The following is a 22179-nucleotide window of genomic DNA, read 5'->3' on the forward strand; positions in this document are numbered from 1 at the left end:
GCAAATCCAGCGCCTGACAGCCTTATACTGCTGATATCCAGTGGTAAAACCGAGGGTTGAAACGCATTTTTATTCTTAAACGACAAGAAACCACATGTCGCGCCACTATATATTCTTTATATTTTTCCACCATAAGAAATTTTTCTCTGATTCACATTTGTTGTAACGTGACAAAAGTGCCCGGCTGTTGTTTCCACCCTGCAACGCCTGCAAACCCGAGGGTTGCGCGTGTGTCGAAGCGTTGCCACATTACAACACAGGATTCAAGGAGCAGACACCAAGCCAGACGAATGAAAAGCTCACCAACGTCATCATCAACAACAGCACGTGCGCCGGGCCGGATACACGCACTCATGGCAAACGCCCTTTCCTTGCAGGTAAAAGTTCCACGTAAAAAAACAGATTTACAAACAAAAAAAATTAACAGCAAAACAGCACAAGAAAATTTTTAGAAAAAGTTAATCGAGACATTTTTGCTTTACTGCTGTGGCCGTTTTCTGTGGCTGGCGGGCGAACTGATCGGGCTTAGCGCAGCAATGTATTCGTGACACGTTATCATCCTTGACTAGCGACCAGCTCCCAGGAAGTCACCAAGAGCCGCGCCAGACAGTTTGCCCCACTTGGCAAACTCGCCGCCTGTCTCACGCCTTCGGGTACACACGGGTACGAGGAATGAGATATTTACTCCGCACATTCAGTGGTTAACACCACACAGCGTGTAAACAGTAGGAAACAGATTACGTTTTTTGTTAAGCAAAGGCGCGCTGGCCAGAAAGCAAGCACTACACCCCTGCCCGCTCTCAAATCAAACCGCTCCAGTTATAGGGTATGACAATGAATAAACAGGCAATCTAAAAACGAAACATTCACAACCACCGGTTTTATCCAATCTGTTTCAGCTACCAGCATAAGAGAGAGGAAACGCTTAGACACATTTCAATCAAGAAAATATATTTCAAATATATTTTGATTCCGTTGTGGACTCGAGACGCCCAATCTATGTAGCATCCTGGCAGAAAGTAAATACAGAGCCGTGTTTTAAACACTTTACACTCCAGCACGGGATGGTACTCACACTGGTAAGCTCGATTGCCCAACAGCATTTGCGAGACAGTAGCAGTTACAAAACGTCTGGTTTTATACAACCGGGTAAAGAGCGCTTAAAATATGCCGGATAACCAAACCAACTACGACTTTTTCAAAGACCTGAAAGACAAAGGCACCTCCGCAAAAGAAGCTGTGGATGCTGCGGCCGAAAGAGGCATGGAAGAAATTTCAATCGTACGGATGCTGAGAGAAGTCTACGGTTTGTCCTTTTTCACTGCTGCAGATCTCGCCAGACAACCGAACTAATACGCAAAAAAATTATATTAAGGCGTATATATTTACAGGTTGTCGACAAAAATTTGACCCGGTCTTTAAAGGTAAAACAGAGCAACAACGCGACCGGCAAACAAGTTCCAGCCCGCTATCGACACACCAGAGTCCCCAGTCGCCCGATCTGGCGCTGCGGTTGATAATCGGGCACCGCAACACGACATTGATCCGTTCGGGTTCTCACCTCAAGCTGTTTTACACCCTGCTTGAGCTCGGCCTGAAACAGCCCAAATTCATCCGTCACCGCCAGCCCCTCAACCCCTTCAATCAAGGCATTCGCCAGCGGCGCTCCGGAGTCAGTGACAATTCGCCCAAAGACCACATCGATCCTGGCAACAGTCCATTTGATTCGCTTGACATTGCCGGGATACAGAGTGATCTCCTCTTCTTTCTGTTCATAGGCCAGGAATTGCTCGCCGGTGTCTTTCACTTTTACCCGATAGGTTTCAAACGGCCTTAGATTGACCACGGAAATCCTGCCAGGCTTGGTATAACTGCGAACCGCGTCGTCCACCAGCACATCAAAATGCCCGTCGTATTTCTCCGAATCCATTTCAATAATGACAGCACTCTGATTTATCTCCCGCCCTCCCATGGCCAGCCCCTCGGTATCGCCGATCAGCGAGGTGGTCAACACGCCGCTGTAACCGGTCTCAGTGTCCCCGTCAAGGGTTCGCTGATTGAGCGAGGCCCTGATTTGCGCGCGGGACGACTCCCATCTCATATCCGCGTCTACAGACTGCGCGCCATTGTCATTCTGCGCAATCAGACCGACGTCGAGGTTACTGGTCAACAGCTCTCTGTCGTTCCAGTTCACGCTTACCTGCGATATGTCATCCGCATTGCCGTTTTTCTCCTCAAACCGGGATTGGGAAGCCCGGTACTGCCAATGGTCAGAGCTAAAATTGATCGAAACGCGGATCAACGCCTGCCAGTCACCTTCTTGCTCAGTGACGGAAAAATCGGTAAGCAGGTGAGCGGTATCGGAAAATCGCAGCGTCGGTAGATTGAGACTTAGCGTGTTGGAAGCAAGGCGGTCGCCATTGCGCTCGTTTAAACGGTGCTCAAAGTCTATGCGCCCCTTACCCAGCGGATAGGTCAGCCGCAGGTTGGCCTGGGCGCTGGCCTCTTCACCGAGCAACAGTTCATCATCTGGGGACAGCGGGCCGCGCGTCTCGACATCCAGCTCGCGAAAGTTACCGTTAATAAAGAGATCGCCGATCCTTGCATTTGTCGATACAAAATAACCCGAATCCCCCCGGGAGGTTTGCGCCGCAGACAGCGTTGCATTTAAATGTCTGCCCAGGAAAAACACCCCCGCTTCCACCAGAGCATCGGTATCGGTAACGGCCCCGCCACCCTGGACACCGAGGCTGTCGGCAACCCGGGTTGAGTAGCTGCCTCTGACCAGCCAGTTGTCCCTGCTATCCGGAAACGTGTTATCCGCCTCGTCAGCCATCAACCGCCCTGCTTCGAGGAAATACACGCTTTGGTCGGTCGGGGGAATCTGATTGGTTTTGCGATAAAAACGGATTTCTTCAAAGACCAGGGTCGCCCCCTCAAGCACCCTGATGGTGATATCGTAGGCACCGCTGGGCAACAGGCTGGTGTCCAACACCTGGTTGCCGGCGGGATAGACATCGGCGCTGATCAGCCTGCCGTCCCGCAACAGCTCAACCCGGCTGCGGTTAGTCAGGAAAATCGCCAGCGGTGTGCCCTCGGAAAAGTCCAGGTCATTGCGGGTATCGAGTGTGCTGGCAAGCCTGATACCCGCAATCTGCAGGGGTGGAAGAAATTCAGAGTCCTGGTTGTTGGTTTGCAGGAGCCCGATCTGGCGGGACTTTCCTTCAAAGTCGTTCTCCAGCGCCACGAGGTCAAACACCAGATCATCCCGCTTTGATAGATTGCTGAACATCCTCAGCCGCGATTCACCCAACGCAATCAAGGTGCTGCCGTTGATGCTGTAGTCCTCGTCCTGACTCCGGGTACCGGAGTAGGCCGCCGAAATTCCGTGGATAAAAGAGAGGCCGGCGTCTGACGCCGGTAGAAACTTCGGTACGGTCAACTGTTGCACGCTGAGTTCCTCGGGCGAGACAAACAGGTCGACCCGATAACCGGATTCGTCAAAGATCACACCGGTCACCAGGCTTGGCAGCTTCCCGCAGTCGGCAGTCCGGCTGGCCCGGCAAAGCAGACTTTCATTACTGGCAAGCCCCTGGGAAAGGACTTCCAGAGTACGGCTTCGACTGAGCAGGTTGGGAATCCTGGCCACCACCTCCTCGGGGTTACTGAAGGTGATTTCACCCGGCGTGTAGGTGGCCAGAGTGGAGACCAGAAACTGTCCGCCGTAGTAAACATCCACCAGGGTGGTCTGGGGCTCCAGCAAAAACTCAAACCCCGGCGGCACTGCCGGGGCTTTCGCCTTAGTCTGCAATTTCGGGGTTAGCGGTGCAGGAGCCTCAAGCTTTGAGGTTTTGGATTCAACCGCTATCGCTGTCAGCGCTGTCGGTTTAGGTGCTGTGGACCTAAGTGTCGTGGGCGTAATCGCTGTAGGTTCAAACGCCGTAGATTTTAATGTTGTCACTTCGAAAAGCCGCGACTCGGACACGCCCGAGCCGAATGATTTCGGCTCAGCACTGTTCAGCTCAGCGATACCCGCCGCCACGAGTTGGCGCGGACCACCAGCGGGCGTCGAGGTCGACGCCTGCGGCGTGTCTTTATGGGGGAAACCTGACCAGACACCAGGACCAACAGGAACTGCCTCTGTTGACTGAACAATACCGTCAACCGGGTCGAGAGCCGCCGGAAATAACCCGTCGCCCTGCCCCAACTGATATCCCAGTCCTTCCCACAACACTGTCAAAACAACGATTGCTAACACTAGCCGAACTTACCCGCGCTTTTATCATAGGTCTTAACGCTTGAGCAGATAAATGTCTATACCGGCCGGGCGCACTAAAAAAGCCGACATCCAATGCCGGCTTTCGTGGCCTACCGCCAGACAACTTATAAAACCTAATTGGGCGCGACCAGGAAAGTTAAGGTGTCGCTGTAGGTATTGGGAGCGGCGCTGTCGATCTCGCTTTGTGCCACTGAGATGATCACCTCGGTGGGCTCAGTGCCGCCGCAATCGATAGCCGTCGTATTTGCGGCAAAACCCCCGCCGTCATTGTTGTTGACACCTTCACTCAGGGTTACGCCGTCGTAGCTGACAGAGTAGGTCATGGTAGCGGTGCCGCTGTCGAGTAGAAATGCACCGGTATCGCCATTATTGGTGTCTGCAGTGGAGGTGGCGGTGACATTGTAGGTGCCTGCCGCGGCATTGGTATAAACGCAAAAGTTCTCCGTTACCGTCGCACCTGAACCCGGGGTATAGGAAAGGGTTTGATCATCCAAACTGGAGATGCGAATCAGGTCGGGAACGACTAAGTCGACAACGAAGTCACCGCTGGAAGAGGTTCCGAGCGTGCCGTCATTGGCAGCCAGGGCCGGTAAAGCGCCACATACCAAGGCTGTAGCATAGAGAGATTTTATCAGCTTGTTCATAACTCAAATTTCCGTGGTTGATCCGGGTGAGTGGAGAGTCACTCTCCCGTGTTTACGATTTCTATGGTTTTTTATTCACCGCTTATGGTTTTTGAAAAAGTTTCCTTACTGTTTCGCATTCAGCTTTTAAACCGCTATTTCTGAAAATCACCCTTTGGAAATCCTTTAAACCGACCTTTATAACTACTTAATCTAACAGTCTGCTGATTTTCTTAGAATAATTACAGCTGCCTGTAGATCGCGCTTATTACCAAATAAAACCAAGTATTGTCTTCTTATATCTCAATGGTTTTAAACGACAACCGCGTTAGACACACTATATATAACCGGGTATTGAATCTCAATAAAATAGTCAACTTTACGTCAGCTTTTTACGACCACTCATCCGCCTTTTTAAAAACGTCAAAGTCCTGACGTTCGCTCATGCAAACTGATCTCGCTACCATAACTTGTTGATGAGACGGTTTTTTTGAGTCGATAGAAGTGCAACGAGACTTACAATTACATGGCTTTTGGCGGTGATAACACGCGCACCTGGCTCGGTATTCTCGCCGGCTTGTGCTTTACCTTCACGAATGTTTTCAGTGATAAAAGTTATGGCGCCGGCAGTATTGATAACCGTTCTGTTAAAAACCAGGCGCAGGTCAGTGCACGCATCAATCTGCGACTGGTGATACCCCGCGTCGTCAAACTGCAATCTCCGAAACAATCCGCTCCCCAGCCCCATTTCACCTTCGACCATCACCGAAGTCTGAATGAAGCGGAGTTTTGTTTTCGCCAACGCGGTGTCCCGCACTACCAACTGCTGTTCTCCCACGATGCAAAGCAGCGGGTTGCCGCCGTCAAAACCCGTGCCGTCAACCAAGCCATCGGCTGCCACCAACCTTTCGGAAACTACACAGCGGCACAATTATCCCACCTCGGGAAGCAGCAAAATAATGCGCTTATCTTGACAGTCTCCCCTCTCTAACCCACATAATATAGGCCTTTGAGACTACCGTTACCGGCATATGGGTTGTGCTGAAATGCTGAATATGTTAGAGATACTGTCTTTATGTTAGAGATACCTTCTTTATGTTAGCCGTACCGTTTTTTAGGGGGCAGATCCTTGGATAAGAGACAGCAAAGGGGAAAGCTTGGAAAGGCCATGCTTGCGGGCCTGCTCCTGTGTTTTTTGGCGTCCACCGGCGGTGCGGCCATTCAGGGTGAAACCGGGTTGACCTCAGTCGGGCAAATCGTGATACGTCTCAACCTGGAGCCGTTTTACCAGATCTCACGGCTCGATGATATCGTCCTCCGGGTTACCGACTTTGAGAGCCCGATCAGGCATCGCGAGGGGCTGTGTATCCGCGGCCCCCGAAACAGCACCTACACCATTACTACCGACAGTGAGGCGGGCAGTAGTTTCACTGTCGGCGACGGGGCCGGTAACTCGATTCCTTATCAGGTTTTCTTCTACGAAGATATCCAGCAGACCAACGCCGACCAATTGCAGGTCGAGCAGCGCTCAAGACCCTATGCCATCAGAGACAGCGGCGTCGATTGTGACGGCCGGGATAATAGCGCCATCGAGATCTTTATCGATGCCGAGGACCTGCGCAATGCGGAGTACGGCATTTATAACGGCGTTTTGGTCCTCACCGTCGGGTCCGTATAAGCCATATTTCAATGGCACAACTATAAGATTTCAACAACAAAACTTCACACGCTTGGGAGTGCACTATGCAAATGTTGGTCGGTAAAAGATCGAGAGGAACTATGCGGTTGAGATCGACCGACCTCAGACGACTGTGGATATTCGTTGCGCTGCTGGGTTTGTCTCCGGCCGTTTCCCACGCCATGTATCTGGACAGATCGATTGTCGAATTTCTGCCGGGAGAAAGTCCGAGGCAGGATGTCAGGGTTATCAATGACACCGACGAGCAGCTCTATGTGCAGGTGGATGTACTGGACGTCAAAAACCCGGGCACCGATGCCGAAAGCCGCGACCGCGTCACCGACCCCGACAGTATCAGGCTGCTGGTCACCCCGACCAAGCTGATCGTGCCCCCGAAGTCATCGAAAATTGTCCGTATGGTCAATCTCGATGAGCAACTCAATGCAGAGAAAGTCTATCGCGTGAACTTCACCCCGATCCTGCCACCGCTGCAGGAGGATGCCGGCAGTAAAGTGAGGCTGGTGGTGGCTTATCAGGTGCTGGTATTGGCGGCCCCCAAGAACCCCAGGCACAATCTGGTGGCGCAGCGCCAGGGTAAGACGCTGACGCTGACCAATACCGGCAACTCTTACGTGATGGTTACCGAAGGAAAGCAGTGCGCAGCTTCTCCGACCGGTGGTGAGCAAAACGACGCGTGTCACAATTTAAACGCGCGCCGACTCTATCCCGGCAATACTTACCAGGCAGAGCTGCCTTACGACAGTCCTCTGGAGCTATCGCTACAGAGTGTTGCGGGCAATGAAAAACAAGTTGTGCCGTAACCAAAACAAAACACTGTAGGCACCGATTGTCGGTCACCGGCGTAAGGCGGCCGATAGCGGATGCCGGTCTGGGTAAGCGACTCCAAACTCACCTGAACCACCAACGTGGACGGAGGACCAGTCGGTTCAAGAACCGGCATTCTATGCTTATATACCAGCATATTTTCAAAACTAACCAGGGGTAAGTCTCACCCGTTTGGCTGATTTTAGCTTGCTCTCACAGATGCCAGTCAGTATTTGTTCGGCTAATCCGGTTCAACATAGATAGTGACGGTATCGTCGTAACTCCCCGGCGCACTGGTGCCAATATCCCCGGCGGAGACAGAAATCCTCACAGTTGTATTGGTGCCCCCCACATTTGTGCAATCTCTGACGCTTTCGCCGGCAAAGCCGGAAGCCGCTGCACTGATAGTGACACCAGGCTGGGCAGCGAAGAAACCACCGCCCTGGCTGTACTCGACCGTGTAGGGTATGGTACCCGGGCCACTCAGATTGAACTGCGTCGCCGTGTCGTTACCGCCATTGGTTCTAATCGCCACCCCGCCTTTACCATTGCGAAACACGCAGAACTCTTCCGAAACCTGCAAGTCGTCTTGACCATTCCAGGTTCCCAAATCCACATCGTTCAGGTTTGTCACCTGTACAAGTTCCGGCAGGTTGACCGAAAAGCTCACCTCGGCGGTGCACTCGAGTCCACCCTGCACGCGGCGACACAGGTCCAGTCGAAAAGTTTCAGCATAGACCCCGGCGCTGGCGCCAGCCAACTGATCGGCGGGCAGGGTAACGGCGATAGAGGTCTGTGAATTGGGATCCTGGGTGCAACTGTAGGCACCCGGCACCCGGGGAGTGGGCCTCCTGGTGACACTATAGTTGGTCAATCGTGTGGTGCCCGCAGTGGGGTGCGTCCAATCCAGATAGACCAACAGATTGTCTGCGCCGTTACTGATATAGAAGTTACCTGCACCGTCAGTTACGCCATTGGTGTAGGCGGCGGTGTCGTAATTGCGACGATGCCCCCGGCGCTCACAACCACGGGCGCAGGACCGCGAGCAGAAAGTATCGGAGCCCACCAGGTTCCCGGTGGCTCCGGCCCAAGCTGTAATGGCAATATCGTCCAGCCCCGACAACTCGACCTCGGCGGCACTGTGAGCACTGACCAATACACCGAGCAAGACTGCGCACAGCCGGAATCGCCGGCCCGGCGGATTGGCCTGGCAACTATACATACTGTTGTGCAGGGTGTTGGACATAGTAGAGTCTGTCGCGCCGAATTATATTTTTCCCCACTATACTACTTAAAACTGTACCTGAAAATTGCGGATTATCTGCTCACTCGTGGCCGACATTCAAAAACAGTATTACCGGCACGTATCGATATTGAAGTTATGACGGAAAACCACCTGTCCTGGGGTTTTAAGAACAAAACGGAAGTTAAAAAAAACGAATCAGTCAATCGATGAGTTCCGGCATCTGTCGCTGCCGGACATTAACCTGTGCCGTCATGCCTTGCACTCACGTGCAATACGTTTGATCCGCTCGACCATAGCGCGCAGACCATTGCCCCGGGTGGGACTGAGATGCGACAGGAGATTGAGTTCCGCGAAGTATCCTTCGATATCGAAGTCGCGCACGGCATCCGGCGATTTGTTATTGTAGGCAGCCATAACGACACCGAGAAGCCCTTTGACGATAAACGCATCGCTATCGACATTGAGTTGCAGGCGCCCGTCCTCACACACGTAGTCGATCCATACCTGGCTCTGGCAGCCCCGCACCAGGCGGTCTTCGGTTTTTTTGACATCGGGCAGGCCGGGCAATTCTTTGCCCAGGTCGATGATGTATTTATACCGCTCTTCCCAACTGCCGAAAAACTGCAGGCTGTCGACAATATCCTGTGACGTAATATCGGTGCCGAACGGCATAGCGGTGGTGCTGTTTTCTTTATGCATAGCGGAACTAGAATACCATGCCGGTTTCCAGTTGGGCCTCTTCCGACATCATATGCCGCTGCCAGGGCGGGTCGAACACCAGCTCCACCGCCACCCGCTTGACATTGGGCACCTGTGCAACCCGATACTCGACATCCCCCACCAGTACCGGCCCCATACCGCAGCCGGGGGCAGTGAGGGTCATAGTGATGGTCACGGCCTGGCTGGCCTGGTCAATAGTCATCGAATAAATCAGGCCCAGGTTAACCAGGTCCACCGGTATCTCGGGGTCGTAGACAGACTTTAATGCCTCCCACACCTGCGCCTCACTGATCTTGCCGTCACCGGGATCGACAAATGACAAGCGAGTGGGCTCCAAACCCAGGGCGTCGGCATCGGTTCCGTCGATGCGGACCATGTTGCCGTTGTGTACCACGGTGTAGTTGCCGCCCAGCGACTGGGTAATCGTGACAAAGGTATTGGCCGGCACTGTTACGGGGTCACCCACCGGCACCAGCCGGCCGGGACACTCCCGCGTTGTACTGACGAGTCGTCGTTCGGACATGGTACTACTCACTTTTGATACTGCTCACTTGTAACACTGTTCAAGTGTGACGTTTAACCTGTGTAGCTCTTCACCGGTGAACCCGTACCGGTAAACTTTCACCTGAGGCACTTCACCGGAGGCACTTCACCTTAGCATCTTCACCTGAGACTCTATTTGCCTGCTGCCCTATTAACCTGCGGACCTTCACTGCGCCTTTACCCGTCTACAACTCCAGTCATTCACGACTCTACTCCATTCACGACTCTACTCCATTCACGACTCTACTCGTTGATGGCAAAGCTCTCGCCGCAACCGCAGGCGCTGGTGGCATTGGGGTTGTCTATCTTAATGACTTTATTGATGCCTTCAAGTACATAATCAATATTGGAGCCGCCCAATACCGGTATCGCAGCGGGATCGACAGCAACCACCACACCGTTGTCCAGGGGGATCTCGATATCGGAACCGGCCGCCGCATCCACCTGGTCGAGCACGTACATAAAGCCGGTGCAGCCGCTTTGCTTGACACCTATACGCACAACGCGACCGCCGTCCTTATCGAGCTGCTGCCGGAAGTAAGCGGCGGCGGCGGGGGTCACGGTGACCAGGTCACGATTTTCAAATTTTTCCACAGTCATCGGCATCACCTTTATGACATTACCTTTATGACACTAACGCTATAACAACTGTTACAACAACTGTTAGAACAACAGGCGCCTGGCCTTTTCAAGCGCCGCAAACAGCCGATCGACATCGGCAAAGGTATTGTAAAAAGAAAACGAAGCGCGCACCGTGCCGGGTATGGCAAACCGCTCCATCAGCGGTTGCGCGCAGTGGTGTCCGGTACGTACTGCAACACCCTGTTGATCGAGCAACATGCCCACATCACCCGGGTGCGCGCCGTCGACCAGAAAGCTGTAAATACTCGCCGCCCGCTGCGGTGCTCCAACCCGCGTCAGGCCGCCACAATCAGCGGCGCGTTGCAGGGCGTAATCGAGCAGCGCCGCCTCGTGTTGCGCCGCCGCCGACCGATCGAGGCTCTCGATATAGTCGACCGCCGCACCGAGGCCAATGGCGCCGGCAATATTGGGTGTACCCGCCTCGAATTTGTAGGGCAGGCTGTTAAATGTGGTACCGCTGAAACTGACCCTTTCGATCATTTCACCGCCGCCCTGGTAAGGCGGCATCGCGTCGAGAAGGTCGCGGCGGCCCCAGAGCGCGCCAATGCCGGTGGGGCCAAACATCTTGTGACCGGAGAAGGCGTAAAAATCGCAGCCGAGCGCCTGTACATCAACCGGCCAATGGGCGGCACCCTGGGCACCATCGACCAGCACCTTGGCACCGACGCTGCGGGCTTTTGCAATCACCGCTTCGACCGGGTTTAACGTGCCCAACGCATTGGATGCGTGGGACAGGGCCACCAGCTTGACCCGCTCGTCGAGCAGAGTCTCCAGCGCATCGAGATCGAGTTCGCCGCGGTCGGTAACCGGCAGCACGACCAACTGTGCACCTTTTTCCTGTGCCAGCAATTGCCAGGGCACAATATTGGAGTGGTGTTCGAGCTCGGTAACGAGCACCTTGTCACCGGCGGCGATATTGGCCCGCCCCCAACTGCCGGCCACCAGGTTAATGGCCTCGGTGGTGCCGCGGGTCCAGATCAACTCTTCGGTGCCGGCGCTGTTGATAAAACGGGCCAGCTTGCTGCGCGCGGCTTCAAAAGCGGCGGTAGCCCGGCCACTCAGGGCATGGGCGGCGCGGTGCACATTGGCATTGTCGTTGCGATAGTAGTCACCGACGGCATCGATAACTGCGTCTGGCTTCTGCGTGGTCGCCGCATTGTCCAGATACACCAGGGCATTGTCATTGACGATCTGGTCCAGTGCCGGAAAATCCCGGCGCACCGCCTCGGCATCAAACCGGTTCAGTTGGGGTTGTTGCAAAGCGCTCATACGGGTGGCTCCGCCAGGTGGTTCCCGTCACCGAAAAAATCCGACAACAGGGGTCTTAAATGCGTCGCGACAGCGGGATCGGCGATGCGGTTAAGCAATTCGTTGATAAAGCCGAAACTGAGCATAACCCGCGCCTGCTCCGGCGCCAGGCCGCGCGTGCGCAGGTAGTGCAGCGAGGTTTCGTCCAGCTGCGCAACCGTAGCGCCGTGGGCGCACTGCACATCGTCGGCGTAGATTTCCAGCTCCGGCTTGGTATCGACTTCTGCCTGGGCGCTGGTCAGCAGGTTCTTGTTACTCAGCTGTGCCAGGGTCTTTTGCGCATTGGGATGAATATGAATACGCCCGTTAAATACGGCGCGCGCCGCACCGCCAACAATCCCGCGAAACACTTCATCCGTGGTGCAATGGGGCACCCGGTGCTCGATGCAGGTATGGTAATCAACGTGTTGTTTGTTGCGCAGCAGATAAACCCCCTGCAGCGTGCAGTGAGCCCCGGGACCGGCGTGATTGACAACGATGTCGATCCGTTTCAGAGCGCCGCCGGTGGCCAGGTGAAAGCTGTTGAGATCGGCATCGCGCCCGAGACTGGCGTGCACGCCGCCGATATGCAGCGCCTGTTCCTGCTCCGTGTGCAGGCGATAGTGTTGCAGGCGGGCGTTGTCACCCAGCACCAGTTCGGTGATGCCATTGGTGAAGCTGTTCTGCTGTGTCGTATCGGAGGTGAAGTATTCCAGCAACTCGGCCTCGCTGCCGGACTCCATCACCAGCAATAATCGCTGCGAAACGGTAAACGCCTCGCTCTGGGGCGTCGTCAGCCAGACCACTTGAATAGGGGTCTCCAACCGCACATTGGGCTTTACCCGAAGATAGACACCGTCTTGCAACCCGCTCTCGTTGAGCGCGGTAAATATCGATTGCTCGCGCTGGGCGACCTCGCCAAGCCGGGTCTGGATGGCCCGGGCCTGGGCCTCGTCCGCTTCGCTGAAGCGCACCAACTCGACACCCTCCGGCAAGGCGTTGCCCGACAGCGCCGGGCTGAAGTGTCCGTTGACAAAAACCAGTGTATAACTGTCGAAGCCGTCAATATGATAGTGGGTTTCGAGTGGCGCCTGCGCCGGGGTCGGCAGGCCGGCATAGTTATCCTGCTCGAGTGCGCGCAGACTGGTGTACTTCCAGCTCTCGGTTTTGGGCGTCGGCAGGGTGCGGGCCAGGCAACTGCGCCGTCCCTCCCGGTGCACGGCATCCAGCCAGGGCGGCGCATTTTGCGGGTGGCGCTGCAGGACCTGTGCGAGATAGTCCGGCATCAGGCCACCTCCTCTTCGAGCCAGCCATAGCCCTTGGCCTCGAGTTCCAGCGCCAGAGACTTGTCCCCGGATTTGACGATGCGCCCACCGGCCAACACATGTACGAAGTCCGGCTCGATATGATTCAACAGTCGCTGATAGTGCGTCACCAGCACTATGGCACGCTCGGGATCGCGCAGGTGATTGACGCCGTCGGCCACCACTTGCAGCGCATCGATATCCAGGCCGGAATCGGTTTCGTCGAGGATTGCCAGACGGGGTTCCAGCAACAGCATCTGCATCAGTTCGTTGCGCTTTTTTTCGCCGCCCGAAAACCCTTCGTTCACGCCTCGGCGCAAAAAACTCTGGTCGAGTGACACCTGCTCGCAGACGGCCCGCGCCTGTTTCAGGAACGCCACCGAGTCAACCGGCGGCTCGCCGCGCTGAGCCCGCACCGCATCCACGGCGGCCTTGAGAAATTCCATATTGCTGACACCGGGTATTTCCACCGGGTACTGAAAAGCCAAAAACAACCCCTCGCGGGCCCGCTCCTCGGTTTCCATGGCGAGCAAATCCACACCGTTGAAAGCAACCGAGCCGGCCGTAACCTCATAACCGGGGCGGCCTGCCAGAACATGGCCCAGGGTACTTTTACCGGAGCCGTTGGGCCCCATGATCGCATGTACCTCGCCGGCTTTGACCTGTAAGCTCAAGCCGTTGAGAATATCCTTGCCGGCAACGGTGGCCCGCAGGTTTTCAATTGACAACATCACAGTAGACTCCATACGCGATTGTTTTTATCCCACTGAACCTTCGAGGCTCACTTCCAGCAGTTTGCCGGCCTCTACCGCAAATTCCATCGGCAGTTCTTTGAACACCTCTTTGCAAAAGCCGTTGACGATCATCGATACGGCTTTTTCGGTATCGATACCGCGCTGCTGGCACAGGTACAGTTGATCATCGCTGACCTTGGAGGTCGTGGCTTCGTGCTCGACCACCGCCGAAGGGTTGCGGCTTTCGATATAGGGAAACGTATGCGCCGCGCAGCGATCGCCGATCAACAGCGAATCGCACTGGGTATAGTTGCGCGAGCCTGAGGACCGCGGACTCATCCGCACCAGGCCGCGATAGGCATTGGAACTGCGGCCGGCCGAGATACCTTTGGAGATAATGGTGGAGCGGGTATTGTTGCCGATATGAATCATCTTGGTGCCGGTATCGGCCTGCTGAAAATTATTGGTCAGGGCCACAGAGTAGAATTCGCCGATACTGTTGTCGCCGCGCAGGATAACACTCGGGTATTTCCAGGTGACGGCAGAACCGGTTTCCACCTGGGTCCAGGAAATATGGGCATTGGTGTGGGCGACACCGCGCTTGGTGACGAAGTTATAAATGCCGCCGCGCCCCTCGGCGTCACCCGGATACCAGTTCTGCACCGTCGAATACTTGATCTGCGCATTATCCAGCGCCACCAGTTCAACCACCGCCGCATGCAACTGGTTCTCGTCGCGCATGGGGGCGGTGCATCCCTCCAGATAGCTTACATAACTGCCTTCGTCGGCGATGATAAGGGTGCGCTCGAACTGACCGGTTTTGGCCTCATTGATACGGAAATAGGTGGAGAGCTCCATCGGGCAGCGCACCCCTTTAGGGATATAGACAAAGGAGCCATCGCTGAATACTGCGCTGTTGAGCGCGGCGTAGAAGTTATCGCGGGGTGGAACGACGCTGCCGAGATACTTGCGTACCAGTTCCGGGTGAGTCTGCACCGCCTCGGAGATGGGACAAAAAATAACGCCGGCCTCAGCCAGCTTGTGGCGAAACGTGGTAGCCACGGATACCGAGTCGAACACCGCATCCACCGCCACTCCGGCCAGGGCCTCCTGCTCGTGCAGTGGAATACCCAGCTTTTCGTAGGTGGCCAACAGCTCCGGGTCCACCTCATCCAGGCTCTGGGGTCGGTCCGCCATGGCCTTGGGAGAGGAGTAGTATGAAACGGCGTCGAAATCGATCTGCGGGTAACCCACCTGGGCCCATGCGGGCTCCGTCATTTGCCGCCAACCGCGGTAGGCCTCGAGCCGCCAGGCGCGCAGCCAGTCGGGCTCATTTTTCTTGCTGGAGATAAAGGCGACAACCTCTTCATCCAACCCCGGTGGCAGGGTGTCGGATTCAATATCGGTGGTAAACCCGGCGGCGTACTCGGTGCGTATCAGATGATCCAAAGATTCCTGTGCCATGCTGTTGCTGTGCCTCCGGACAGATTGCGAACCTGGTGGTTTCAGGCGCTGCACTTTCGAATCCAGCGCTTGAAACTTAACCCTAAAACTTAACCCTAAAAACAGTCATTCACATCGGGTTATCAAAAGCCGCGGCCTAGCCTACAGAACTGGCCGCCAACCGCTTCGAGCCCAGGCGACAATATGATATAACCAAGCAAAATAGTCAAGTATTTATCCGAGTGTTTCTGTCAGGTATTTTAAGGCGGCGGCGCGCCCCTTTCCAGTTCGAACAGCGACCGCAGGATAGATCGCCACTGACCGTACTGGGTCTCAAGGTCACCGCTGAGGTTGACTACCGAATCTTCCAGCTCCAGCACTGTGGGCACCACCTCGTTATTGAAGCCACCCGACAGCTCCTCCATCAGTTGCTCCTGCCGCCGAAACCACTCGTAATCCCCGTAGGTGGCATTCAGCCAGGCGAAGCTGCCGCGGCGCAATCCCCGCCGCTGACTGGGGTCGCGGCTGTCGTCGGCCCTGATATACAGCAGCAGCTCGCGACTGTAGCGGCGCCAGAGATTGTAGGTCTTTTGCATCTCACCGAACAGGCCGAGATACTGTTCATCCGCGGTATCTATAAATAGATGCTCGTAGCGGCGGATGCGCTCGATGCGCCCGAACATGGGATCGTCCTGCGCCGGCAGGCGGCGCAACTGGTAAATCCCCGCCTCGTCACGCTGCAAATAGGCCTCGAAGGTCTCCGGCGAGAGTTCCGCGCCGTAGCGCAAGCGGGCCAGTTGGGTGATCTGCCGATGCTGAGCGGGCGTCAACCCCGCAGCCGCGGCCAGTAAATCCCGGGCGATGACATCGAACAGCGCCTGAAACGGATCGACTCCGGAGCGCTGGTAATCCTGCTCAGTGGCGGTATGTTGGTAGGTTTTATCGAGCCACATGCGCCCGGCGCCGTCGCGGGCTTCGATAGCCAGCGTCAGCACCTCACCGTCTGAGTGTCGGATAACACCCTCAATCAACAAATCCGACGATTGATAGGCCTGCGGCATCACCCTGACCACGCCCCAGTGTCCGCTGTCTATTAGTGTCTGGCGCAAGAGAGCCGGCAGGTAGCGCCCCTCCGCCTTGCGAATCAGGGGAAACACCCCCAACTGGCGCTGGGCGGTGGGGTCCTCGGGAAGACCGGGATCGAAAACCACTATGCCGATATCCAGCGCCACTGCGGGCGGTTGCAAGCCCGGCCCCGGAACCTGCGCAGCAGATGCCTCGGGTGATGCAGAGGGTTCTACCGTTGTAAGCGCTTGAGCCGAAGTGGCCTTTGCAGTGTCAGTTACCGGCCCCGCCGCGGGCCCCGGCGCCACCACCGGTCCGGCACAGCCGCCCAGTACCAGAACGACCAGCCACCACACTGCGCAGCTTGAGAGGCGGACCATGGATTACCTTTGCGACTGCGTATCGGTGGCCAGGCTGCAAACCTTGCCGCGGGTCACGGTTTGTTCACAGTTGTAGTGGTTGGGCAAACCCTCGAAGCGCATATAGGCGCGATTGAGCGTAAACGGCTCGGGCGCCTGGTCCAACCGCAACGTGGTGGCGACGTTCATTTGCCGGCCATCGCGCGACAGCGTCAGTCGCTGCTGCAGGTCCATGCCACCGGGCAGGCTCAGGTAAAAGACCAACTGGTGCCCGTCCCAACCACACAGCTCTTTACCGAACGGATTGTCGTGGGTCTGCTGCTTGCTGTCATCGAACCGGCAATCGAGGGAAAAGGTCCCCTCCCGCTCGATACTGATACTGTCGTAAGTCTGCTCGATGTCCATGGTGGTGATCCGGGTGATCTGCTCGACAAACCGCGCCATATCGACCACGGTTGCGGCACTGCCGGCATAACCGCCAATTATCATGCCCCGGCGCTCGAGTCCACGCTGGGGGTCCTGGCGCTCAGCCGCCCTGCGCATACGGTAAAAGTAGTTGTCCAGCTTGGCCCGCACGTCGTCGTTAAGGCTGTAATCCATTTCCCAGGCGCCGGAAAAATCGGCTCTGACAGGCTCGCGGAACGTCTGTGGTTTAGTGCCTTTGCCACAAGCTGTGACCAAAAAAGCAGCCAAAGTCAAAAAAATTGCCCCAGTATACTTCATCTTAAGCATCTTCATCAGTTGCTGTGCCAGCCTGCCACACCGGCCCCGGTTGGTGCAATCCGGACCGACGTAATCCAGATCGCCCCGAGCGACGCCACTCGAGTCCGAGCCGATACAATTTCACCCGATACTCTTTAATCAACCCGAAACCCTTTAATTCCCCCGAACCCCTTCAGGCCGTCCCACCCAAGCCAGCACCACCTGACGCCCGCAAGGGCGGCCGAGACCAGTGGTAATCCGGACACAATTATGTTGCCGTCGTTGCACGAAGCGCCAGTGCGGCGCCAGCATTTTGCCGACTCATAAAACGATACATTGTTTCACATTGTCATAGGACCCGTCAGCTCAATTGTCGTTCAATATTGAACCCGTTATAGAGCAGGCAGCGAACAGCCGCCCCCAGGTTGTGAGCAGGAGTCAATATTTCCGTCTTAGGTAAGCCGGTATTTGGCTTTACCTGTCGCACTGCAGAATGCGCCAAAACCGCCGTGCTGACGGCTGCCGCTGCTAATCCTCCAGGATTGATCTAAACCAGTTAACTTAAACCTGTCCGAAAGCGGCGCACAAATGTCGAGTTGGGTACAAACATGAACACCGTCGAAACTTTATCAGCGGCGGACACTCTATAGGCTCGGTTCACATCAACTTCCTCCGCTCCGGAGACAAGTTGGCGAACCGCTAGCCAGTGTAGAGTTATGACTCCTTGATATAGCGTTATAACCCACTACTATTCAGTTATAACTTTATATCGAAAAAGGAAACATTTATGTTCAAGCAAAAAATCATAACGCTGATTGGCGCACTGCTGATGTCCGGCGCAGCGATGGCTGCCGACCCCGAAGTCTATTCGCACAAAAAACACGGCGCTATCAAAGGCACTGATCCCGTCGCCTATTTTTCTCTGCAGCCGGGCCAGGACGCCGTATCCGGTTCCGATCAGTTTACTTATGAATGGAATGGCGCGACCTGGAAGTTCGCATCGGCTGAAAACCGGGAAAAGTTTATCGCCAATCCCGAGCAGTATGCACCCCAATATGGCGGCTACTGCGCTTTTGCGGTATCGCACAATTTTACCAAACCGACTGATCCGGATGCCTGGCGCATTGTCGACAACAAGCTGTATCTGAATCTAAGCAAGCGTGTTCAGAAGAAGTGGGTCAAAGATATTCCGGGTAATATCGCCAAAGCCGATAGCAACTGGCCCGGTGTATTAAACAACTGAGACAGGAGATGAGTAATGCCCGGCACCAGTATTGGAGAATTTGAAAAAGTAGGACGCGAAGGGTTAGTGCAGAAATGCAAGTCTGTTCTCGCCGCCGGCGGCACGGTCTATCTTGGAGAAACCCACACGAGCGGTGATGCCAGAGAAATTTGCTGTGAAATTCTGGCGACCTGCTGCGTTCAGTACCTTTGTATAGAATACGACAGTTCACTACAGAAAAACTCCTCGTCTGAAGAAATCCTCAAGATGATTGATTATCAGGAATCCGGTCCTATGGGCCATGCCCCACCTGTCCCCATGCGGACGGTAATAGAGACGTGCAACAAAGCAGACACGAAAGTCGTGTTAGCCGATAATCAATTGACCACCTCAAAAAAGCGTCAGCGACACTTCGCCAAACAAGTGGTGAAATGCAGGCATAGAGTCGATCGTGCCGGGCGAGGTGTGCTCGTATTGATCGGGTCCGACCACCTCAAGGACGTCAATGGAAAAGTAAACGTGTGGCGAGCGCTACAGAGAATTGTCTATAAGGGATTGAGCTTTGTTCATGGTCAATGGGGCACCTGTAGGATGGTTTGGCAATTGTCTTGAGTTGCCTGGCGGTTTTGTCTTTCGCTAGGGCCTGTCTACACTAATTGAGTCAGCTCAGGCGATATGACAATGAACTGCCAGTTTTCCATCGAAGTGAGGAGGCAGGCCGGGCTTCGACCCGTATCGCGGCTCTATCGGCCGGCGTTGTATGGCTTTATTTTTATAGAAAGCATAGCGTCAGTAGCAATCGGTATTTAAAAGCCGACGCTGTTGGACAGCGCCAGTCAATTAGTCACCCGGGAAAACCTTACCGTTAACAGCGCCCCCCAACAACTATGAGTTATTAGCCCGGCCCCATACCCTGCTGGCGCCGCAATCGTAAAAACTCCGCCCGGGTCTTGGGCCCATAAGTCGTAAAACTCGGGTCAGGTTGCTCCAAATACACTTGTTTTTTCGTGGAAACCTTATCGGCTTTGGAACGGCGCAATACTTCCTCTGTGGAGACACCGTAAGGTTTAGTGGCATTCAGACCAAAAATCCTGGCCTTTAAATCCCGCGACAACATCGGGTAACCGAAGCGCTCCTGAAACTCAGATGATATCTGGAAGGCGCGCAATGCCTGTATTTGATCCTGTGGTGATCCGTACCAGATAGAGTCTGTGCCCCATAGTACATTGTGCTCGCCACAGTACTTAATCAATTTCCCCAGTAAGTGCGCAGCCTGCTCCGGGTCTCGCATAAGAAAGCGCCAGGTGGAACCGAGTTCGGCATAGACGTTGGTATTAGGCGGGACTTTGTGGTCGATCAATGACTGGCACAACACGTCGATACCGGCGGCCTTACCTTTGCCCGGCACAAATGCCTCTTCCTTTACATTCACATCGTAACCGGAATGATAGATGATAAAGTTCATATCGGGATGGCGCTTGGCAATCGGGCCGATGTCGCTGCAAAGGCTGTGTTCGTATGAGTTGGGGCCAAAAGACAGGCCTTTGTGGATGGCAATATTGCGCACGCCCAAAGCCTTGGCCTTGGCGATAAACGCCTCTCCTACGTCATCGGTCAGGAAAAAACCCTTGCCGTTCGGACCCCATTGGGTATAGGTTTTCCATGCGGCGATCGGAAATTCCGCCGCCAGGCGTTCCATGTCCTCCAGATCACCGGCCTGGTTGGGGTTAACCCTGCCGTGCAGCATCAACCGGTGCTCGCCTTCCATGGCATCGATAATACGGCGGGTCTGGTCGGCTTCCTCTATCGTCAGGGGTTCCGACTCTCGCGTGCTGGGAACAAATGACAGCACCATCATATCGGTGTCCGAATCCAGAAAAATGTCTTTGATAAATTCATCGGCACGCAAACACTTCAGATAGTCGAGCCCCTCTTTCGGCGCATCCAATATACAGGGATTGTTGAGTCGAAACGGCTGTCGGCCCGGCGGCAGCTTGCGCACCCACTCCCCTTCCGGGTTCACATAATGTCCTTGAATATCAAAGATAAATTCTTTACCGCTCAGGGTTTCTGCCGCAGCGGCTTCATCCAGGGCCGCCTCGCCGGCCAGCTCAAAGCGCCCGCCGGTTTTCCCCGCCGCCGCGTTCATATGGTTGAACGCCATCAGCGTCGACGCCGCACCGGCCAGCGACATCATAAATGCCCGCCGACTCATGCCCGTGCGGCGGGCGTTGTCACCGGCCCACCGCTGGGCAAGCTCATTGGCGGCGACACTGTGGGGGGCCAAAGCTTGTGGTGCATACTCACCATTGGAGGTGGCATCGATGCGAACAGGGAGTAACTGACCGTCGGGATCGCGCTGGCTCATGGCAAAGCTCCTCTTAAATACTGTGGGTGCAGACAGGGATTCCCTGTCAAGGGCGAGGTATTGAATCACTTGCCAAGAAAATGGTGGCACTTGACCACTCGGCAGGGAGTTCAACCATCGACGATGCCTTACAGGGGAATAAGCTTAAGCATCCCAGCATTAACGGCATCTGACAAGGGCGTAACAGACAGATTTAGTTGTCATGAGGATTTAAGTGACGAAAGCCTGTTCTGCGGCTGCCGGGGACGGCACCTCCGCCGAATGCGGAATCACAGATACCGGCAATGGTCTCGAAGCTGCTACTAAAGCCACTACCTGAAGGCAACCAATCCAAACTGTCACACGCTTTTTCAATAAGCCTGTAAGTCTCGCCGGCACGCTGTTTTACTATTTACAAGTGGAGTCAATAGCCTCGCTTAATCGAAAAAGCTGTGTGAAATACTTCAATATAAAATACTGGAAACTAGTGGTCCTTACCTAAAACCCTCGTATAACTGCATCCCGCAGTTGAATTGCCACTGTCTTCAACACATTTGCAATCCAGTAAATACTATTTGCTGGTAATCAAATAGGCAAACTGCGGTATCCAACTAGAATTTTCGCTATAAAAAAAATAAAAGTCACACTGAATATAGATATCTAATATTTTTTTACACCTATGTAGGACAGTAAAGGCCAATCAAATTTCATAGGATATAAATATAAAGCAAGGTGGGTATTCCAGCGCCAGCCCGACCGACTTGATAATTCCTATGTGTAGCCGCCACTAAAATCCTGCGTTCGCAGGAAAGCGAGCAAAATCAAAAAAAACAATAGCTTACCCATCGTCGCGTTCATTCTGGCGCCGACATCGACTTTTACTAAAAGGATATATTTCGACCTGCGTTAATAGAAAGCCGAAAAAAGTAACAGGTGTTACAAGCCAATTTCTTAACGTTTACAGCGGAAGAAAAATATATAAATAGCGGCATACTTGTCGCGTTAATTATCTCAACTCAGTTTGATTATCAAATTTTGAATAAATATTTCCTTAATAAATTTAATAAATTTTACTTTCATACGACTTGACAACAATCGAGGACATTGAGTTAGACTAGGCAGCAGCACTGCTTGAATACCAATCAAAAGCAACCAGTGAA

At 54.4% G+C, this 22179-nt stretch carries 20 protein-coding genes; 6 read left to right on the plus strand and 14 right to left on the minus strand.

All coding sequences use genetic code 11. The features are described 5' to 3' along the window. Window positions 1-290: 290 nt before the first annotated feature. Window positions 291-452 (plus strand): hypothetical protein, encoded by a 162-nt coding sequence (locus tag FKG94_RS28645; RefSeq protein ID WP_179957463.1) that lies wholly within the window; start codon window positions 291-293, stop codon window positions 450-452. A gap of 715 nt (window positions 453-1167) precedes the next feature. Beyond that, window positions 1168-1353, plus strand: a complete 186-nt coding sequence (locus FKG94_RS02765) for a hypothetical protein (RefSeq protein WP_142902675.1) — start codon at window positions 1168-1170, stop codon at window positions 1351-1353. Between the two features lie 115 nt (window positions 1354-1468). On the opposite strand, the gene FKG94_RS02770 is transcribed toward FKG94_RS02765, so the two are convergent. The 3 genes from FKG94_RS02770 to FKG94_RS02780 form a co-directional block, all read right to left on the minus strand. Next, window positions 1469-4258, minus strand: a complete 2790-nt coding sequence (locus tag FKG94_RS02770; protein ID WP_142902676.1) for a TcfC E-set like domain-containing protein — start codon at window positions 4256-4258, stop codon at window positions 1469-1471. Window positions 4259-4392: 134 nt separating this feature from the next. Continuing rightward, a complete protein-coding gene (locus FKG94_RS02775) occupies window positions 4393-4923 on the minus strand; it encodes a hypothetical protein (protein ID WP_142902677.1) in 531 nt (176 codons plus the stop codon). A 439-nt stretch (window positions 4924-5362) separates the two neighbouring features. Then, the gene (locus tag FKG94_RS02780) at window positions 5363-5803 is read right to left on the minus strand and encodes a hypothetical protein (RefSeq protein ID WP_142902678.1); all 441 of its coding nucleotides are present in this window, start codon (window positions 5801-5803) and stop codon (window positions 5363-5365) included. Between the two features lie 267 nt (window positions 5804-6070). Here FKG94_RS02780 and FKG94_RS02785 point away from each other — a divergent pair, with 267 nt between their 5' ends. Continuing rightward, the gene (locus tag FKG94_RS02785; protein ID WP_142902679.1) at window positions 6071-6580 is read left to right on the plus strand and encodes a hypothetical protein; all 510 of its coding nucleotides are present in this window, start codon (window positions 6071-6073) and stop codon (window positions 6578-6580) included. A gap of 101 nt (window positions 6581-6681) precedes the next feature. Continuing rightward, entirely contained in the window at window positions 6682-7401 is a 720-nt protein-coding gene (locus FKG94_RS02790; protein ID WP_179957464.1) for a fimbrial biogenesis chaperone, read from the plus strand. A gap of 245 nt (window positions 7402-7646) precedes the next feature. Here the strand turns inward: FKG94_RS02790 and FKG94_RS02795 are convergent, their stop codons facing one another. From FKG94_RS02795 to FKG94_RS02840, 10 genes are all read right to left on the minus strand, one after another. Then, window positions 7647-8651 carry a hypothetical protein gene (locus FKG94_RS02795; protein ID WP_142902681.1) on the minus strand — a complete coding sequence of 335 codons (1005 nt, stop codon included), beginning with the start codon at window positions 8649-8651 and terminating at the stop codon, window positions 7647-7649. A gap of 249 nt (window positions 8652-8900) precedes the next feature. Then, the gene (locus FKG94_RS02800; RefSeq protein ID WP_246124891.1) at window positions 8901-9350 is read right to left on the minus strand and encodes a SufE family protein; all 450 of its coding nucleotides are present in this window, start codon (window positions 9348-9350) and stop codon (window positions 8901-8903) included. 7 nt (window positions 9351-9357) lie between these two features. Then, complete coding sequence (gene sufT / locus FKG94_RS02805) at window positions 9358-9894, minus strand: putative Fe-S cluster assembly protein SufT (protein ID WP_142902682.1); 537 nt, start codon at window positions 9892-9894, stop codon at window positions 9358-9360. Between the two features lie 263 nt (window positions 9895-10157). Next, on the minus strand, window positions 10158-10514 hold the full coding sequence (locus FKG94_RS02810) for a HesB/IscA family protein (RefSeq protein WP_142902683.1): 357 nt from the start codon (window positions 10512-10514) through the stop codon (window positions 10158-10160). A 63-nt stretch (window positions 10515-10577) separates the two neighbouring features. Then, window positions 10578-11825, minus strand: a complete 1248-nt coding sequence (locus tag FKG94_RS02815) for an aminotransferase class V-fold PLP-dependent enzyme (protein ID WP_142902684.1) — start codon at window positions 11823-11825, stop codon at window positions 10578-10580. Beyond that, entirely contained in the window at window positions 11822-13129 is a 1308-nt protein-coding gene (gene sufD / locus FKG94_RS02820) for a Fe-S cluster assembly protein SufD (RefSeq protein WP_142902685.1), read from the minus strand. The genes FKG94_RS02815 and sufD overlap by 4 nt, the downstream gene beginning before the upstream one ends. Continuing rightward, window positions 13129-13878 (minus strand): Fe-S cluster assembly ATPase SufC, encoded by a 750-nt coding sequence (sufC, locus tag FKG94_RS02825; protein WP_142903034.1) that lies wholly within the window; start codon window positions 13876-13878, stop codon window positions 13129-13131. Before sufC ends, sufD begins: the two co-directional genes overlap by 1 nt. Window positions 13879-13905: 27 nt before the next feature. Then, on the minus strand, window positions 13906-15345 hold the full coding sequence (sufB, locus tag FKG94_RS02830) for a Fe-S cluster assembly protein SufB (RefSeq protein ID WP_142902686.1): 1440 nt from the start codon (window positions 15343-15345) through the stop codon (window positions 13906-13908). 239 nt (window positions 15346-15584) lie between these two features. Then, window positions 15585-16769, minus strand: a complete 1185-nt coding sequence (locus FKG94_RS02835) for a hypothetical protein (protein WP_142902687.1) — start codon at window positions 16767-16769, stop codon at window positions 15585-15587. A 3-nt stretch (window positions 16770-16772) separates the two neighbouring features. Continuing rightward, a complete protein-coding gene (locus tag FKG94_RS02840) occupies window positions 16773-17348 on the minus strand; it encodes a hypothetical protein (RefSeq protein WP_142902688.1) in 576 nt (191 codons plus the stop codon). 889 nt (window positions 17349-18237) lie between these two features. Here FKG94_RS02840 and FKG94_RS02845 point away from each other — a divergent pair. After that, a complete protein-coding gene (locus FKG94_RS02845) occupies window positions 18238-18693 on the plus strand; it encodes a YHS domain-containing (seleno)protein (RefSeq protein WP_142902689.1) in 456 nt (151 codons plus the stop codon). Window positions 18694-18708: 15 nt separating this feature from the next. Continuing rightward, complete coding sequence (locus FKG94_RS02850) at window positions 18709-19284, plus strand: hypothetical protein (protein WP_142902690.1); 576 nt, start codon at window positions 18709-18711, stop codon at window positions 19282-19284. A gap of 283 nt (window positions 19285-19567) precedes the next feature. Here the strand turns inward: FKG94_RS02850 and FKG94_RS02855 are convergent, their stop codons facing one another. Continuing rightward, complete coding sequence (locus tag FKG94_RS02855) at window positions 19568-21040, minus strand: amidohydrolase family protein (RefSeq protein WP_142902691.1); 1473 nt, start codon at window positions 21038-21040, stop codon at window positions 19568-19570. Window positions 21041-22179 lie beyond the last annotated feature (1139 nt).

Origin of the sequence: Exilibacterium tricleocarpae (genome assembly GCF_007004655.1) — a bacterium.
In the GTDB taxonomy this organism is placed as follows: Bacteria; Pseudomonadota; Gammaproteobacteria; order Pseudomonadales; family Cellvibrionaceae; genus Exilibacterium; species Exilibacterium tricleocarpae.

What these genes read in the sequence shown, in the direction of transcription:
- FKG94_RS28645 (WP_179957463.1), top strand. Translation starts at nt 291, where the DNA reads ATGAAAAGCTCACCAACGTCATCATCAACAACAGCACGTGCGCCGGGC.
- FKG94_RS02765 (WP_142902675.1), top strand. Translation starts at nt 1,168, where the DNA reads ATGCCGGATAACCAAACCAACTACGACTTTTTCAAAGACCTGAAAGAC.
- FKG94_RS02775 (WP_142902677.1), bottom strand. Translation starts at nt 4,923, where the DNA reads ATGAACAAGCTGATAAAATCTCTCTATGCTACAGCCTTGGTATGTGGC.
- FKG94_RS02785 (WP_142902679.1), top strand. Translation starts at nt 6,071, where the DNA reads ATGCTTGCGGGCCTGCTCCTGTGTTTTTTGGCGTCCACCGGCGGTGCG.
- FKG94_RS02790 (WP_179957464.1), top strand. Translation starts at nt 6,682, where the DNA reads ATGCGGTTGAGATCGACCGACCTCAGACGACTGTGGATATTCGTTGCG.
- FKG94_RS02795 (WP_142902681.1), bottom strand. Translation starts at nt 8,651, where the DNA reads ATGTCCAACACCCTGCACAACAGTATGTATAGTTGCCAGGCCAATCCG.
- FKG94_RS02800 (WP_246124891.1), bottom strand. Translation starts at nt 9,350, where the DNA reads ATGCATAAAGAAAACAGCACCACCGCTATGCCGTTCGGCACCGATATT.
- sufT (WP_142902682.1), bottom strand. Translation starts at nt 9,894, where the DNA reads ATGTCCGAACGACGACTCGTCAGTACAACGCGGGAGTGTCCCGGCCGG.
- FKG94_RS02810 (WP_142902683.1), bottom strand. Translation starts at nt 10,514, where the DNA reads ATGACTGTGGAAAAATTTGAAAATCGTGACCTGGTCACCGTGACCCCC.
- FKG94_RS02815 (WP_142902684.1), bottom strand. Translation starts at nt 11,825, where the DNA reads ATGAGCGCTTTGCAACAACCCCAACTGAACCGGTTTGATGCCGAGGCG.
- sufD (WP_142902685.1), bottom strand. Translation starts at nt 13,129, where the DNA reads ATGCCGGACTATCTCGCACAGGTCCTGCAGCGCCACCCGCAAAATGCG.
- sufC (WP_142903034.1), bottom strand. Translation starts at nt 13,878, where the DNA reads ATGTTGTCAATTGAAAACCTGCGGGCCACCGTTGCCGGCAAGGATATT.
- sufB (WP_142902686.1), bottom strand. Translation starts at nt 15,345, where the DNA reads ATGGCACAGGAATCTTTGGATCATCTGATACGCACCGAGTACGCCGCC.
- FKG94_RS02835 (WP_142902687.1), bottom strand. Translation starts at nt 16,769, where the DNA reads ATGGTCCGCCTCTCAAGCTGCGCAGTGTGGTGGCTGGTCGTTCTGGTA.
- FKG94_RS02840 (WP_142902688.1), bottom strand. Translation starts at nt 17,348, where the DNA reads ATGGATTACAGCCTTAACGACGACGTGCGGGCCAAGCTGGACAACTAC.
- FKG94_RS02845 (WP_142902689.1), top strand. Translation starts at nt 18,238, where the DNA reads ATGTTCAAGCAAAAAATCATAACGCTGATTGGCGCACTGCTGATGTCC.
- FKG94_RS02850 (WP_142902690.1), top strand. Translation starts at nt 18,709, where the DNA reads ATGCCCGGCACCAGTATTGGAGAATTTGAAAAAGTAGGACGCGAAGGG.
- FKG94_RS02855 (WP_142902691.1), bottom strand. Translation starts at nt 21,040, where the DNA reads ATGAGCCAGCGCGATCCCGACGGTCAGTTACTCCCTGTTCGCATCGAT.